This is a genomic window from Clostridium sardiniense, assembly GCF_016907995.1.
In the GTDB taxonomy this organism is placed as follows: domain Bacteria; phylum Bacillota; class Clostridia; order Clostridiales; family Clostridiaceae; genus Clostridium; species Clostridium sardiniense.
Window position 1 is genome coordinate 56515 of the sequence record NZ_JAFBDA010000006.1, and the last position, 17333, is coordinate 73847.

Sequence of the window (17333 nt, forward strand, 5' to 3'; positions counted from 1 at the left end):
TTAATGAAGGATAAAATAACTTTAGTATATGAAAACGGTGAATACACTGTATCTATAAATGATAAATTAATAAGCATAAATAAGCATATGGATAATGCAATTGAAAGATTTACTCAGGTAATAACTGATAATGAAATAATAAAAGCAACACCTTGGGAAGATATGATGAAAGATTTAGAAGATATAAAAGATTCAAGATTAGAAATAAATAGTGAATATCAAACTTTAACTTTTGAAAATATGAAGTATTTCTATAGAACAGGTAAAGTGTTTAATATGAAGAATGGACAAATGCAACAATTACTTGGAGGATATCACTTATTCTCATTTGTTGTTAGAATGGTTGAAGATGGATATATTAAGGACTATTTAGAAATATTAGATTTCTGTAAAGAAGTACTAGAATATAAGGTTACTTACAGAACTTCAGAAACAAGTATTACAGTTGCGAGCCCTGCATTTAATTATGGATCAGCAGAGTATAACTTTGTTAGCGGAAAGATTAATAAAGGTGCTACTATAGAAAAGGCGAGCTTTAACACTTATAAAGAATATGTATTAAATACTTTAGGATAATAAAAGAATATTATATTTTAAAATAAAAAGGCTGTCGCACTAAATAATTAGTGTGCAGCTCTTTTTTTGCAAATAAATACACCTTTATTTAAAAGAAATCTGTTACAAAAAAATATGATACTATTATTAATTAAAATAGACGGCCTTTTAAAAGTAAGAGATAGGTTTGAAACATTTGAAAATTTATAAAAAGTACTTTCGCATATTATAGTCTAATGGTCAGTAATATAGTGGAAATAGTAGTGATATATACATGTAAAAAGTTTACAAATATTATAAATAAATTTATAATATAGTAGAAGTCATAAAATATAAATATATGAATATATTAATTTGTATTGCGTGCTACCAATAGGGCATTAGCTTTCTTACAAGGTTTGTAAGAGAGCTTTTTTTTATATTTCTTATGACATCTTCATAAATAATAATGCAAACAAATCTAAAAGCACAAGGGAGGATAGAAATAATACTAAATTTTAAATTAGAAATAGGGGGGAAACTATATGAAAAGAAAAAGACTGATTAGTATTGTATTAACAGTTGCAATGGCTGCGAACTTTATTACTGTTAAGCCAAAAATAGTACAAGCTATGGAGAAACTGAATTTAGCCCTTAATAAACAAGTAACAGCTAGTAGTTATGAAGTGGAAAAGACTTCACCTGAGAAGGCTATAGATGGGGATATTGTAACACGTTGGGGGACAAGTAAAGATAAGGCTGCAGGTGAATGGATAGAAGTAAATTTAGAAGAATCTAAAGAAATAAAACAAATTAATATTTGTTTTGAGAGATCTGATGCAGAACAAAATATTTTAGGATATAAAGTAGAAATAGAAAATAACGAAAAATATACAGAAGTTTATAGAAAATCTGAAAGAGCAAAGCAAAATGAAAAAATAGTGTTTGATGAAATGAAAACGGCTTCCAAGGTGAAGATAACTATTTTGGATGCAGATGGTGGAAATATCAATTGGAAAAACGTAGGGATAAATGAAGTTGAGATTTATAGTAACATTGTTAAAGAGGTTGAATCAAGAGAGGATATTAATCATGTACGTGATGCATCTATGACAGCATCTAGTGTAGAAGAAAACTTAGATAGATTAAATGCTACAAAGGCTAATGATGGGTCTAAAGATACGCGTTGGGCAAGTAATTATGAGAGTCCATCAGTACAGTGGTTAAAGGCAGAGTTTCCTGAACTAACAAAAGTAGAGCAAATTAATATTAACTTTTTAAATCGTGATGTATTACCTGGTGATTCTAATGTAGAACAATTTAGCATTAAGTACACAGATGAAGATGGAGTTGAAAAATATATTAAAAAGGATTTTGTAAATACTTCGTTAGGTTCTGGAAAAGGGTGGAATACAGATGTATCTATCTTATTAGATGACGCCATTGTTGCTAAAGATATTACAGTTTGCGAATTTGTAGCAAATAGTAGTAATTATAATAATGTAAGTATTACAGAATTAGAAGCTTATTCAAATGAACAAAGTGAAATAGTGTCATTAGATAGTATAGTTGCTGGAATTGTTGGACAAACTCTTGGACAGGATGTTGAAAAACTACCAATGCCATCAATGCCAGAGGGATATACAATTAAATTAAATGGTGCAGACTTTGAGCAAATTATTGGTGATGATGGAACAATCGTAAGACCATTAACAGATAAAAGTGTAAAGGTTTCCTTTGAGGTAACTGAAGAGAAAACACAAGAAACAAAAAAGACTGATGATTTAGAGTTTATTGTAAAAGGCAAGAATACTCAAATAGCAAGTATGAATGAAAAACCAGTTGTTATTCCAGAAATTGCAGAGTGGTATTCAGATAGTACAAATACTATAGATATTAATAGCATGGATACAGTAGTTTACAATGATAATTCTTTAGTAGGAATTGTAGACGAATTTATTTCTGATTATGAAAACTTTACAGGTATCAAATTAAGTAAAGTAAAGGGTAGTGCTAGAGCAAATGCATATAATTTTATAAAAGAAATTCCAGATTCTTTATTAGGCGATGAAGGATATATAATGGATATCCAAGCAGATAGAATTATTGTAAAATCACAAAGTAGTATAGGTAATATGTATGGAATGCAAACTATATTACAAATGTATAAACAAAATGAAAGTTCATTTAATATAGGAATAATTAGAGATTATCCTCGTTTTGAAACTCGTGGATTCCTATTTGATGTAGCACGTAAGCCTGTTTCAATGGAAATGATCCAAGATGTTTCAAGAACTATGAGATATTATAAGATGAATGATTTACAAGTACATTTATCTGATAATTATATTTTCTTAGAGCAGTATGGAAAATTAGAAAATGAAAATGAAGCATTTAAAGCATATGAAGCTTTCCGTTTAGAATCAGGGTTAACAAATGATAAGGGAGAATCACCTACGGCAACAGATTACTCGATTTCTAAAGAAGAATTCAACAATTTTATTACTAGCGAGAGAAATCTTGGAATGAAGATAGTTCCAGAAATAGATGTTCCAGCTCATGCTACATCTTTTACTAAAATTTGGCCAGAGATAATGGTTGCAAACAAAGTTTCTATGTTGAATGGTAATAGACCGTTAATTGACCATATTGATGTATCTAAAAAAGAAGCTATGGATAAAATTAAAGAAATATTTGATGATTATACAAAAGGAAATAATCCAACATTTGATTCACAAACTACAGTTCATATTGGAGCAGATGAATTCTTAGCAAATTATACTGCATACCGTAATTTCTTAAATGATTTAGTACCTTACGTAAAGGAAACTAATACTGTACGTATGTGGGGAGGATTAACTTGGATTGATGATAAAAAAACTGAAATTGAAAAGGAAGCCATTGAGAATGTAGAAATGAATCTATGGTCTAGTGATTGGGCCGATGGATTACAAATGTATGATATGGGATATAAACTAATTAATACTATTGATGATTTTGGATATATGGTGCCTAATGGAAATAAGGGTCGTGCAAATTCTTATGGAGATTTATTAAATATTAATCGTATCTTTAATGAGTTTGAGGCAAACCGTGTAAAAACAAAATCAGGATATAAATACGTTCCTTCTGGGGATAAACAAGTACTTGGTGCAGCTTTTGCACTTTGGAATGATAACATAGATAAGCAATCAGTTGGATTAAGCGAATCTGATTTATATTGGCGTTTCTTTGACGCTATGCCATTTTATGCTGAAAAAACTTGGGCAGCAACAGGTAAAGAAAAAGGAAGTGCAACAGCATTAAGCTCACTAGCAAATGATAAGGGTAATGGACCAAACGTAAATCCTTACTATCAAGAAGAAAAAGAAGGTGAAATATATCAAAGTTACGATTTTGAAAATGGATTAGAAGATACTTCAGCTAATAATAGAGATTTAGTTGAGGGAACTGCTAAAGTAGAAAATGGTGCTTTAGTTTTAGATTCAAAAGATAGTTATGTAACATCACCTATTGATAAGCTTGGTAATGGGAATCAATTGTCTTTCGATATTACACTAAAAAATGCATCAAAGCCAGGAGATATCCTATTTGAAGCAGATGCAGCATATGGAACACACGATATAAGAGTTATGGAAGATGGAAAGTTAGGATTTACAAGAGAATTGCATAATTACTACTTTGATTATGAGCTACCAGTTGGAAAAACTGTAAATGTTAAGATTGTTACAGAACAACAAAAAACTAAATTATATGTAGATGATGAATTCGTTTGTGACGCTAACGGAAAATACATTCATAATGACATAGTGAAAAAAGAAAATATTAGTAATGCAACATTCGCATTACCTTTAGAAAGAATAGGTGCTAAAGGTGAGGCTATTGAAGCAGTTATTGATAATGTAAATGTTTCAGAAGCTGGAGGAGTAGAAGATATTTACCATAAGGAGAATTGGAGTGGTAAAACAAATACAGAAACTATTTATGATGATACAGAAGGTAAATTAGAATACGCTTTTGATAATAAATCAAACACAATTTGGCATTCTAATTGGCAAGGTGCAGCTGATAAATTAAATGGAACAAATTCATTCTATGCAGAAATAGATTTTGGTAAAACTTATAAAATCAATCAATTCTCATTTACACCTAGATTAGATAATGCTAGTGGTTACGTTACTAAGGCAGATTTATATATTAAGAATAAAGAATCTGATGAATGGATTACTATAACTGAGAATAAAACTTTTGAAGTAAATTCAAGTAAAAAGACATTCGCATTTGATGAGCAAGAAGTGCAATATATTAAATTTGTAGCTAAAGGATCAAATGATGGCTGGGTAGCTGTTTCAGAATTTGATATCGCAAATAAACCAGAACAAACATTTACTGTGCATGTTGATTCAACTGAAGGTGGAACAGTAAGTGGCGGAAAAGAAGCAAAACAAGGTGAAGAAGTTACTGTTACTGCCACTCCAGATAATGGATATACATTCGGTGGATGGTACCGTTCTACAGGAGATATAGTTTCTGAAAATGATGAGTATAAATTTAATGTAGACGGAAATATATCATTAAAAGCTCACTTTACAAAAGAGGAATCTAATGTTGATAAGGAAGAGCTTGAAAATCTTTATAATGCAAATAAAGATAGATTAGAAGAAAAATATACACCAGACTCTTGGAAAATCTTTAAGACTGCCTTAGATAATGCAAAGATAGTTTTAGATAATAAAGATGCAACACAAGAACAAGTAAATGAAACCATTAACAATTTAAATGATGCAATATCAAAGCTTGTTGATACTCCTGAAATTTCTGAAGTTGATAAATCTAAGCTTAAAGAAGTAATTGATAAAGCAGAAGAAGTAGACGCATCTAAGTATACTAAGGAAAGTATGGATGCTCTTAATGAGAAGTTAAAAGAAGTTAAATCTGTATTAATTAATAAGGAAGCTAGTCAGGAAGAAGTAGATGAAGCAGTAAAAGGGCTACAAGCAGCTTTAGATAGCTTAGAATTAGTACAAGATGATAATAATAATGGAAATGATGACCCTGGAAATAATGCAGATCCAACACCAGATCCAGAAAAGCCAGTTGACCCAGAAGATCCAGGTGATGGAGATAACATAGATAAACCATCTGGTGATGATAATGGAAATGATGTAGATAAGCCATCAAATAGTAAACCAAATGATCAAAATAAACCAGGAAATAATCAAGGTGCAAATGATAATATTCCAGCAACAGGCGGAGCAGTACAAACAGGAATATTATTAGCAGGAATTATATCAGCACTTGGTGGATTAACAATGTTAAAGAAAAAAGAAAAATAAAGAAATCTTAAAATGTAAATATGACAGTAGTAGGATTTAAGCAAAATCCTACTACTGTTTTTGCTATCACAAACTTCTATTTTGTGAGCAACTATCTTTTTCATAAGCTTGTTTAAGTGCAGCTATTTTTATATATAAATTAAACGTAGTTACAAAATTTAAAATTATTTCCTTAAAATATAAAGAAGGAGCTATCGCTCGTGGGTTTTATCCGCTAATGCGCAGTCCCTTTATGACGATATAATAATTAAAGATATAGAATATCGTATTAAAAAAACTGCTCGATTAAAACTTGAGCAGTTTTTTATATTAGAAGTTATATAATATTATTAAGTTGTAATATTATTATATTGTTTGTATTAATAATTCTATTGTTATTTTTATTATGAATACAACATAACTGAGCCAATTACTATGTTTATAGCATTCACTTCACGGATTTCACATTGTCATATGATCTGTTTCTAGAACTTTGATTTATCGTAGTTGTAAGGGATACTTGTGCCCACAACTACATCTTCAATCTTTTCAATAATCAGCCAGTCATCCATGTTTCCTTGATGATCGAAATCTAGTGGTTGGATTTCTTTCACATCAGAAAACTCCACTAAACAAAGACACTTTTTATGCCAACGTGTTTTTTGCTTTTCAGAAAGATTCAATTTAGACTGATTTTCTTCTAAGATTTTTGTTATTTCATCCTCTGAAAGTTTTACATAATTTTGTACATTACTTACAGTGGCAGAAGTAGTAATCTTAGCACTTCCTTTTTCCATAAAGTAAAGAGTTTCTCCATCAAAAACACGGCTATGAGGTATTTTTCTTCCTGCTGCACCTCTTACAACCATTATTTTTGTACCTGCTAATACTTTATCTAGAACTTTCTGGCCTTTTTTACCAGTATTATCGCAATAAACTAAATGTACCACAACACATTACCCCTCTCATTAAAATATTATTTTTCTACAAGTTAAATAAAAATTCAATTCATAATAAAATCAATTATTTAAATTATTTATTAGTCTATATATTGTATTATATATAATTTATGGATAATAAATCCAGAATATGTTTCATAATAATTATATTTACACAAATATAGTTTCTCTTTTCTGTGAATATTTACAGTTATTTATCTTGAAATTGCTAAGATTTATATTATAGACTTTTTTTCAAAAAGTAATCAATTATCAATATTTATTCAAAATAAAGGTTAATACTTAAATAAAATAAAGAGAAAATATAAAAAATTGATATAATATTTATATAGAGTTAAACAAATATATAAGTTTTAAAAAGTAGGGGATAAAATGAAAGAGAGAGTTGTAAAGATAAGACCACAAAAAGGTCTTCATGCAAGAATTATAGCTATGCTTGTACATAAGGCAAATGAATTAAATAAGAAATATGACACAAAATTATTTATAAGATATAAAGATAGAAAAAGCATATCGGCAACAAGCCTTATGCCGTTAATATTATTAAAGGTAAAAAAGGGAGAAAATATAATAATAGAAGCTTATGGTGGAGAAGAGAATCAAGCTTTATATGAGCTAGAGGAGTTTTTAAATAGCGATTTTCATATAGACGATGAAGAACAAAAGCAAATAGATAATATAATAGAAGACAACAATATAACATGGGAGCAAGTTATTAAGAGTACAGCAAATGGAATCGTTGTTGTTGATGAAAATGGAAACATAATTATGACTAATTCTTCAGCTGACAAAATACTAGATATTAGTTATGGTGATGTAGTTGGAAAAGAAATTTCAGAGGTACTTCCAAAATCATTTATACCTGCGGTACTAAAAGAAAAGAAAGCAAAACTTGGTATAAAGCAATTACGTAATGACAAAATAATATTTAATAATATAACACCGATAATTATAGAAGGAAAATTAAAAGGTGCAGTATCAGTATTTGAGGATATTTCAAATTTAGAAAAGATAAAATTAGAACTTTATGAAGTTGAAGAGCTTAAGGAGAGACTTCAACTTATTTTAGAAAATGTTAATGATGGAATTTGCTTTGTAAATAAAGAAGGTGTAATAACTTATGTAAATAAAGCTTACTCTAATTTATTTAATGAAAATGAAGAAAATATATTAGGAAAGAACATAAAAGATTTACCGGGAAATGAAGCTAAAGTAGATGCTTTAGAAAGTGGTAGAGGGATAATTGGGCATATAGATAGAAGAAAAGAAGAGTCTACATTAATTGAAAACGTAAACCCAATAATAATAGATAATAAAGTAAGGGGAGCTGTTTCAGTAGTTAAAGAGCTTTCGGAGGTTCAAGTTTTATGGCAGATGCTAAATGAATTATCTGATAAAGAAAATTATCTAGAAGAAGAACTACTTAGAACTAAAGATAATGAAGATTTTCATAAATTTATAGGTAAAAGTGGAAAGACAATAGACGTATTAGCTATAGCTAAGAAGGCTGCTAAAGGAAATGCTACAGTTTTAATTAGAGGGGAAAGTGGAACAGGAAAAGAGATTATAGCAGAAGGAATTCATTTTTCATCTAATAATGCTAAAGGTCCATTTGTTAGAGTAAATTGTGCAGCTATACCATCAAATCTTCTAGAGAGTGAATTATTTGGACATGAAAAAGGATCATTTACTGGTGCGATAAAAAGAAAGCTTGGAAAGTTTGAGCTTGCAAATAACGGAACCATTTTCTTAGATGAAATTGGCGAAATGGAAAAGAATATGCAGGCAAAGATTTTAAGAGTACTTCAAGAGAAAGAATTTACCAGAGTTGGTGGAGATGAAGTAATTAAAATAAATGTTAGAATTATAACTGCAACTCATAGAAATTTAGAGGAAATGGTTAGGGACGGAGATTTTAGAGAAGATTTATATTATAGATTAAATGTTATACCAATACATATACCTCCATTAAGAAATAGAAAACAGGACTTGGCATTTTTAATAGGACATTTTATAGAAAAGATAAGTAAAGATATAAATAAAAGAATAACAGGAGTTAACAATGAAGCTATGGAAGCATTTTTAAATTATTCATGGCCTGGAAATGTTAGAGAACTTGAAAATATTTTAGAGAGAGTGATAACACTTACTGATAAAAACTATATAGATTATGAAGATTTACCTCTGTACTTAAAAAGCACAAAAGAATCTCAGAGAAAAGATGATAAATTTAAAGATGTAAGTAGTATAAGCAAAGATTATATAGAAGAATTAATATTAGAGAATGATGATGTTATGCCAATGAAAGAGTATGAGAAATTAATAATAGAAAAAGCATTAAGAAAATATGGTAGTTTTAATGCTGCCGGAAAAGCATTAGGATTAACTCATAAAACAGTAGCAGCAAAAGCAAGACAGTATGGAATAGAAAAAAGAGTTGATTGGGAAATAATATCAAGGTAAAAAATATCATATTGATACTTTTTACCAAGGGTATATAAGTTTTAAAGAAGAGATGGTTTACATACATCTCTTCTTTTATTTTACTAAAAGCTTAAGAAATGAGGCTTTGAAGCTATATTAACTAAAGATCTATTTAATAATTATTAGTTTTGGCATAATAAATGCTATTAATATAGTCATAAATATAAAAGATAATAACTATAAAGGGGAGTTTTATAATTATGAAGAAGTTAATAAATAATCCAGATAATGTTTTAGAAGATATGCTACAAGGAATGCTTTATGCACATGAAGATTATTTAAAGAGAGTTGATGGATTTGATGTATTAGTAAGAAAAAATCCTAAAAGCGAAGGTAAAGTTGCCTTAGTAAGTGGTGGTGGAAGTGGACATGAACCAGCACATGCAGGGTATGTAGGTGAAGGAATGTTAGATGCAGCTGTATGTGGTGCTGTATTTACATCACCAACTCCAGATCAAGTATATGAAGCTATAAAAGCAGTAGATAATGGATCAGGAGTGCTTCTTATAATAAAAAATTATACTGGAGACATAATGAATTTTGAAATGGCACAAGATATGGCTGATATGGAAGGTATAAATGTTAAAGCTGTTGTTGTAAATGATGATGTAGCAGTGGAAGATAGTCTTTATACAGCTGGAAGAAGAGGTATTGCAGGTACAGTATTTGTTCATAAGATAGCAGGAGCGAAAGCAGAAGAAGGAGCATCATTAGAAGAGGTCAAAAATGTAGCTGAAAAGGTAATTAATAATGTTAGAAGTATGGGAATGGCATTAACATCATGTATAGTTCCTGCGGCAGGAAAAGCTAATTTTACATTAGCAGAAGATGAAATTGAAATAGGAATGGGTATACATGGGGAGCCAGGAACTCATAGAGAAAAAATTTCTACAGCAGATAATATAGCAGAACAATTGGTAAATAAAATATTAAATGATATTACTATAGAAAATGGTGATGAAGTTGCAGTTATGGTGAATGGACTTTCAGGTACACCACTTATGGAGCTTTATATAGTAAATAAAAAGGTTCAAGAAATATTAGAAGAAAAGGGAATAAAGGTTCATAAAACTTTTGTTGGAGAGTATATGACTTCACTAGAAATGGCGGGCTGTTCAGTATCAATATTGAAGCTTGACGATGAACTTAAAGGATTGTTAGGTGAAAAAGCTGATACACCAGCATTTAAAGTATTTTAATATAGTTAAATTTAATTAATTATTTATGGAGGAATAACAATGGATGGAAAAAGAGTTATAGAAGTAATAAATAAAATAAACGTAAAGATGAATGATAATAAGGAATATCTTACAGAACTTGATGCAGCTATAGGTGATGGTGATCATGGGCTAAATATGAGCAAAGGGTTTAATGCAGTTGTAGATAAGTTAAAGGATGATGAGGGAGAAAATATAGGAAATATATTAAAGAAATCAGGAATGGCTTTAGTATCAAATGTAGGTGGAGCATCAGGACCTCTTTATGGAACAGCTTTCATGAAGGGAGCTATGGAGGTAAATGGTAAGAGGGATATTAATATAAATGACTTCTTAAATGTATTAAAAGCAGGACTTCAAGGGATAAAGCAAAGAGGTAAAGCTGTTTATGGAGAAAAGACAATGATAGATGCATTAGAACCTGCCATAAAAGCCATGGAAGAGTCAATAAATAATGGAGATGACCCAAAAATAGTTTTAAAAAATGGAAAAGATGCTGCAGAAGAAGGAGTTAACTATACAAAAACAATAAAAGCAACAAAAGGTAGAGCTAGTTATTTAGGTGATAGAAGTATAGGACATCAAGATGCAGGAGCTACATCTTGTCTTTATATATTAGAAACTATATACGAAGAAATATAGAGAAAAAGTAATAAAGGAGAAATATATATGGTAGGAATAGTTGTAATATCACATAGTGAAAAAATAGCAGAAGGATTAGTAGAAATGGCTCTTCAAATGGCACCAAACGCTCCAATTATAGCAGCTGGAGGAACAAATGATGGCAGAATTGGTACTGATATAGAAAAAATATCTGAAGCTATAAAAAGTGTTTATTCAAATGATGGAGTAGTAATTCTTTTCGATCTTGGAAGTGCATATATGAATGCAGAGATGGCAATAGATTTCTTAGAGGATGATATAGATAAAGAAAAAATAGAAATTATAGATTCTGCTCTTGTGGAAGGTGTAATAACTGCTTCAGTTGAAAGTAGTATTGGTTCAAGTAGAGAAGGTATAAAGGAAGCGTTAAAACCACTATGCTTAAATAAAATGCCTTGATACAAAAAATAAGCTTTAGAAATATTGAAATAAATAAGGTTTATATAAATATATTTACTATAACAAAAAAATTAAATATATAACATCTTATTCTTAATAAAAACTGTTTAATTTAATTAAACAGTTTTTATTATTTATTCAGAAAGTTGCAAGATTAAATTCATTATAAGGCTTGACATATTTCATTATACAATTTAAAATTTAATGACGTTCATATAAGGAGAATTTAAATATGCTAATAGGTAAAGAACATTTAGATGAAGAAAATTACTTAAGATTAACACAAAAAACAATAGAAGAATTACTAGGTAAATATACTGATTTAAGTGAAATACAAGACAAAGAAATAGTAAAGCACAGAAAATTTCTTTGGGATAATAGAAGTGAATTAGATGAGATTGAGATAAATGATAATTGTAGTCAGGTTGCGTTACAAGAAAAGATGCATTCAAGAAAAATAAATAGAATAAGAACTTTAGAGAGGCAACTTAATTCGCCTTATTTTGCTAGATTAGATTTTAGAGAAGATGGGGAAGCTGCTGAAAGTTTTTATATAGGATTATCTAGTATTGAAGATGAAGAAAATTTTGAGTTTCTAGTCTTTGATTGGCGTTCACCAGTTTCAGCAATGTTTTATGATTTTGAAATTGGGCCAGCTTTTTATGAAGCACCAGCTAGAAAGGTAACTGGAACAATTGAATTTAATAGACAATTTAATATAAAAAATGGTGAGATAGTATTTATGCATAACTCAAATGAATCATTGTGTGATGAAGCATTAGGTTCAATGCTTGGAGGAAATGCTACTGATAAGATGAAAAATATAGTAGCTACTATACAAAAAGAGCAAAATGATATTATTAGAAATGATGATAGTAAAGTTCTATTTATACAAGGGGCAGCTGGTTCTGGTAAGACTTCAATAGCACTGCATAGAGCTGCATATATTTTATATAAGCATAGAAAAGAGCTTAAAGCAGATAATATTTTAATATTCAGTCCAAATGAAGTATTTGCAGACTATATATCTGATGTTTTACCTGAACTTGGTGAGACTAATATACTTCAAACTACTTTTGAAATGTATTCAAAGACATTCCTACCATCTAATTATATATATGAAGGTAAGAATGAGCATCTAGATTATATTTATTCACAAAAGGATGATAATGAAGAATTTAGATTAAGAACTATTGGAATGGAATATAAAAACACTACAGAATTTATGGAAGTATTAAATAAATTCATTAGAGATATTCCAAGATTATTAATTAAGGTTAAGCCTATAGTTATAGATGGAAAACAAATTCTAAATAGAAAAGCTGTAGAAAATACATTCTTAAGAAGATTTGAAAATATCCCATTCTTAAATAGAATAAAAGTTATAAAGGAGAGTATATTCTCACAAGTTGAGACTAAGTACTTAGCAAATAATGATGATTTTGAGTACGTAGAGGATAAAAAACAATTTTATGATTATTGCAAAGAACAAGTTGAACTTCAAATAGATGAGATGATAAGCACATTAAATAATGTAGCTATATATAAGATGCTTTGGGAAAATATATCTAGATATACAAGTAAAGATGTAGGTGATATTAAAGAACTTACATTAAGATATATAAATTATGGAGAAGTAAAGTATGAAGATATAACTCCAATTATATATATAAGAGCAGCTATGGAAGGTTTTAGAAATTATAGCCAAGTAAAGCATATACTTATTGATGAAGCCCAAGACTACAGTCCATTATTTTATGAAGTGATAAAACAATCATTTAAAGATGCTTCAATTACAATTATGGGAGATCTTAATCAAAGAATAGATAAACATTCAAATGTTAAAGATAAAGATGGAATAATAAATATATTCCATAATGTAAAGAAGGCCATTTTAACTAAAAGTTATCGTTCAACATTTAATATAACAAGCTTCACAAAGGAATTATTAGATACTCATGAACCTATTGAAGCCATTGAAAGAAAGGGTGAAAATCCTAAAATCCATATCATAAAAAGTGAATTAGAAACAAGGATATTAGATATCATTAATGAAATGACAGATAAGGGATACAAATCAATAGCTGTAATTTGTAAAAATAAAGCTGAGTCAGAAGAGTTGTATAGTAGGCTTAAAGAAGTTAATTCTTCTATAAATTTAATTGATGATGATAAGGCTGAATTTAAGACAGGAATTAATATAATACCATCTTACTTAGCTAAAGGCTTAGAATTTGATGGAGTTATTGTTGCTTATGGTGAGAATTACTCTGGAGAAAATGACAGAAATTTATTCTATACAGTTTGCACAAGAGCATTACATGAATTACATGTATTAGCTAGTAAAGATATAGTTGATATCTTACCTAAGGACAAGAGTCTATATACATTAGTTAAGTAATGAATTTATAAATGAATAAGATAAAATTATAAAAAGCAACTAGCATATTAATATGATAGTTGCTTTTTTGTATATATTAAATATTAACTTGAAATATATGGTAAAATATAATTTGAAGAGAGGGGGAGATTTATGAAAAAGAGGTTAATTGGGATTAGTATATTCATGCTAATTATTTGTTCAAGCATATTTATTATTTTTGGAAGTAAAAAGGATTTATCAAAAAATCAGATGATGGAGGATTTTAACTACTTATTTAATTCTATAATAGATAATTATCCATATTTGAATGTTAATAAAAGGGTTAATGGAGTAGATTTTAAAGCTAATGAAACTATATATAGAGATATGATAAAAGAATGTGAAAGCGATGGGGAATTTGAGACAGCTATAAAAACCATTGTAAAAGATTTAAATAATTCACATTCCTATATATTGAATAAGGAAGTACTAGAGCAATTTAGAAATATATATAACAAAGTACCAACAGGATCGTGGTATGACCTAAATAGAAAGGTTCTAAATAATAAAAAGGCTTTAAGAAGATATGGATTAAGTAGAGAGGTTAAAGAATTAGAGAAAAAAGAAAGCGCATTTTATGAAAAACCAAAATTCAAAGATATAGTAAATGGAGAAATAGGTTATATGGAGATACCATTAATGAATAATAGTTCCTATATTAAAGAGGATAAAGAAGATATTTTAGGATACTTAGAAAGTATCAAAAATTATGATGCATTAGTAGTTGATATTAGAGGTAATAGAGGGGGAGATTCACGTTATTGGCATTATATCTTTAGCAATATAGTTAATAGAGATTACTATACTGAGTATTATTCTTTTTATAAAGATGGTAAATTAATAAATAAATTTCTAAATTATAATAAAAATTTTATTAAGCCAGTAGAAAAGCTAGACACAAGTAATCTTAAAAATTTACCACAAGAAGTTACTAGAGATTTTAAAAGCTACTCCAAGGATAAATATTCTGTTGAAAAGGCAAGCTCATCAATAAATTTTAAAGGAAAAATATATTTACTTGTTGATGATAAAGTATTTTCGTCAGCAGAAGCTTTAGCTGTATTTGCTAAAAGTACAGGTATGGCAACATTAATTGGAGAAAAAACTAAAGGTGACGGTATTGGAAGTGATCCTATGTTAATGATGTTACCTAATAGTGGTTTAGTATTTAATTTCACTAAAGAAATGGGAACTACAAGTGATGGAACATGTAATGAAGAGCATAAAACAAATCCAGATATAATAGTAAATAATCCTAAGAAAACTGGAGATTTTAAAACAGATGAATGTATTAAAAAAGTACTTGAGTTAGAAAGTAGAAATAATATATAAGAAATTTTAATAAAAGATTATAAAATAAAAAAGTGAGTCATATTATTAAATAATAAAAATTATCCATTGCAAAAGGATATTGAAATATAGTATTATTTTATATATAGAATTAAAGAAGAGATTAAAACTTATGGTTTTGATATAAATGGAGGATAAACAAATGTTAAATATAGGATGTCACTTATCAACAACTAAAGGATTTGAAAATATGGGAAAAGAAGCACTAGGAATTGGTGCTAATACATTTCAATTTTTCACACGTAATCCTAGAGGTGGAAAAGCTAAGAAGATAGATGAAAAAGATGTTGCAGGACTTTTAGAGATAGCAAAGAATAATGAATTTGCTACAATATTAGCACATGCACCTTATACATTAAATGCTTGCTCAGCAGATGAAAGAACTAGAGAGTTTGCATTAGAGATGATGGCTGATGATTTAGTTAGAATGGAGTACTTGCCAAATAGCTTATATAACTTCCACCCAGGGAGCCATGTTAAGCAAGGTGTAGAAGTTGGAATAGATTATATTGTAGATATGCTAAATAAGGTTATTAAGCCTGAGCAAACAACAACTGTATTACTAGAAACTATGGCCGGAAAAGGTACAGAAGTTGGTAGATCATTTGAAGAAATAGCAGAAATAATTAATAGAGTAGAATTAAAGGATCATATGGGAGTATGTCTTGATACATGCCACGTTTATGATGCTGGATATGATATTGTTAATGATTTAGATGGAGTTTTAGGGGAATTTGATAGAGTAATTGGATTAGATAGATTACGTGCAATCCATTTAAATGATAGTAAGAACCCGTTTGGAAGTCATAAAGATAGACATGAAAAAATTGGTGAAGGTAATATTGGACTTGAAGCTATTACTAGAATAATAAATCATCCTAAATTACGTCATTTACCATTTTTCCTTGAAACACCTAATGAACTTGAAGGCTATAAGAATGAAATAGAATTATTAAGAAGCGTTTATAGTGAATAATAAATTTACAAAAGCCCATGATACTTATCATGGGCTTTTTTATTTATAACAAATAAATTACTGTACATTATATGTAAAAAAATGGTACAATTATGTTGATTATAATATAGAAGCTTTAAGGGGGAATAATGGAAAAAGAGGGGATAAGAAATATATATAAATTATGTAAGATACTTATGCTATCAATTGCTATTTGCTATGGATTACTTTTTTTATTTAAATTTTTTGGAGTTAATGGGGGACCTATAAGTAAGCTAATTCCATTTATAGCTATGATGACAACGACTATAATATTTATGAAGAAAATTGATAAAAAATCTTTTAGAGATATTGGATTAAAATGTAATAATAATATAGTTATTTTAAGTATATTATTAAGTTTAATTGCTACAATGCCAATAATATATGCTGTACTAAAAGGAGAAAATTTAGTTTTTGAAAGTATGTCTTTTAAAAGTATTATTTGGATTGTTACATATTCATTTATAGTAGGATTTTCAGAGGAAATATTTATTAGAGGGTACATTTATAGTGAAATAAAACCTGAAAAATATAAAATTATTGGTTCATCATTTATATTTGCGCTATTCCATATTATAAGTCCAGAATTCAATCTTATGATATGTTTTATGTTATTTATAATAGGAATTATATTTGCATCAGCATTTTACTATATAAAGAGTTTATGGCCTTTAATTATATTTCATAGCATATGGAATCTTTTCACTGATATTACGCCATATTATAAAGATGTATTAGTATCTATGTTTGCATATGTAATTATGCTAATAAGTACAATTATATTTTTAAAATTAAATTTATATAAGAATCAGAAAAAACAATATAATGAGTATAATATAAGTTAGAAATAAAAAGCAGTTAACTAATTAACTGCTTTTTATTTCTATAATAGTTTTGTAAGCATTAAGTTAAAATAATAAGTTTTTTATTATTTTAGTTTACATTGATAAAAAAAGTGATACAATATAAATATAATATATTGGAAACGTATAC

General features: G+C 28.5%; 11 protein-coding genes. 10 read left to right on the top strand and 1 reads right to left on the bottom strand.

Annotated features, from left to right (window positions below; all coding sequences use genetic code 11):
* The first annotated feature begins 3 nt into the window (after positions 1-3).
* Both JOC62_RS06820 and JOC62_RS06825 read left to right on the top strand, forming a co-directional pair.
* Positions 4-576: a hypothetical protein gene (locus JOC62_RS06820; RefSeq protein ID WP_204594481.1), complete on the top strand. Its 573-nt coding sequence runs from the start codon at positions 4-6 to the stop codon at positions 574-576.
* Positions 577-1079: 503 nt separating this feature from the next.
* Complete coding sequence (locus tag JOC62_RS06825) at positions 1080-5870, top strand: discoidin domain-containing protein (RefSeq protein WP_204594482.1); 4791 nt, start codon at positions 1080-1082, stop codon at positions 5868-5870.
* 464 nt (positions 5871-6334) lie between these two features.
* Here JOC62_RS06825 and JOC62_RS06830 read toward each other — a convergent pair whose 3' ends face one another.
* Positions 6335-6799, bottom strand: a complete 465-nt coding sequence (locus JOC62_RS06830; protein ID WP_204594483.1) for a hypothetical protein — start codon at positions 6797-6799, stop codon at positions 6335-6337.
* 381 nt (positions 6800-7180) lie between these two features.
* Here JOC62_RS06830 and JOC62_RS06835 point away from each other — a divergent pair, with 381 nt between their 5' ends.
* From JOC62_RS06835 to JOC62_RS06870, 8 genes are all read left to right on the top strand, one after another.
* Positions 7181-9271, top strand: a complete 2091-nt coding sequence (locus JOC62_RS06835) for an HPr family phosphocarrier protein (RefSeq protein ID WP_204594484.1) — start codon at positions 7181-7183, stop codon at positions 9269-9271.
* Between the two features lie 221 nt (positions 9272-9492).
* Entirely contained in the window at positions 9493-10491 is a 999-nt protein-coding gene (dhaK, locus tag JOC62_RS06840; RefSeq protein WP_204594485.1) for a dihydroxyacetone kinase subunit DhaK, read from the top strand.
* A 33-nt stretch (positions 10492-10524) separates the two neighbouring features.
* Complete coding sequence (dhaL, locus tag JOC62_RS06845; protein ID WP_204594597.1) at positions 10525-11151, top strand: dihydroxyacetone kinase subunit DhaL; 627 nt, start codon at positions 10525-10527, stop codon at positions 11149-11151.
* Positions 11152-11178: 27 nt separating this feature from the next.
* Positions 11179-11571, top strand: a complete 393-nt coding sequence (gene dhaM, locus JOC62_RS06850; protein WP_204594486.1) for a dihydroxyacetone kinase phosphoryl donor subunit DhaM — start codon at positions 11179-11181, stop codon at positions 11569-11571.
* 232 nt (positions 11572-11803) lie between these two features.
* Entirely contained in the window at positions 11804-13972 is a 2169-nt protein-coding gene (locus tag JOC62_RS06855; protein WP_204594487.1) for a HelD family protein, read from the top strand.
* Positions 13973-14104: 132 nt separating this feature from the next.
* A complete protein-coding gene (locus JOC62_RS06860; protein ID WP_204594488.1) occupies positions 14105-15325 on the top strand; it encodes a S41 family peptidase in 1221 nt (406 codons plus the stop codon).
* Positions 15326-15485: 160 nt separating this feature from the next.
* Entirely contained in the window at positions 15486-16319 is an 834-nt protein-coding gene (locus JOC62_RS06865) for a deoxyribonuclease IV (protein WP_204594489.1), read from the top strand.
* A gap of 128 nt (positions 16320-16447) precedes the next feature.
* Complete coding sequence (locus JOC62_RS06870) at positions 16448-17185, top strand: CPBP family intramembrane glutamic endopeptidase (protein ID WP_204594490.1); 738 nt, start codon at positions 16448-16450, stop codon at positions 17183-17185.
* The last annotated feature ends 148 nt before the right edge of the window (positions 17186-17333 follow it).

Coding starts and splice junctions, on each gene's coding strand:
- JOC62_RS06820 (WP_204594481.1), top strand. CDS start 4: ATGAAGGATAAAATAACTTTAGTATATGAAAACGGTGAATACACTGTA.
- JOC62_RS06825 (WP_204594482.1), top strand. CDS start 1,080: ATGAAAAGAAAAAGACTGATTAGTATTGTATTAACAGTTGCAATGGCT.
- JOC62_RS06835 (WP_204594484.1), top strand. CDS start 7,181: ATGAAAGAGAGAGTTGTAAAGATAAGACCACAAAAAGGTCTTCATGCA.
- dhaK (WP_204594485.1), top strand. CDS start 9,493: ATGAAGAAGTTAATAAATAATCCAGATAATGTTTTAGAAGATATGCTA.
- dhaM (WP_204594486.1), top strand. CDS start 11,179: ATGGTAGGAATAGTTGTAATATCACATAGTGAAAAAATAGCAGAAGGA.
- JOC62_RS06855 (WP_204594487.1), top strand. CDS start 11,804: ATGCTAATAGGTAAAGAACATTTAGATGAAGAAAATTACTTAAGATTA.
- JOC62_RS06860 (WP_204594488.1), top strand. CDS start 14,105: ATGAAAAAGAGGTTAATTGGGATTAGTATATTCATGCTAATTATTTGT.
- JOC62_RS06865 (WP_204594489.1), top strand. CDS start 15,486: ATGTTAAATATAGGATGTCACTTATCAACAACTAAAGGATTTGAAAAT.
- JOC62_RS06870 (WP_204594490.1), top strand. CDS start 16,448: ATGGAAAAAGAGGGGATAAGAAATATATATAAATTATGTAAGATACTT.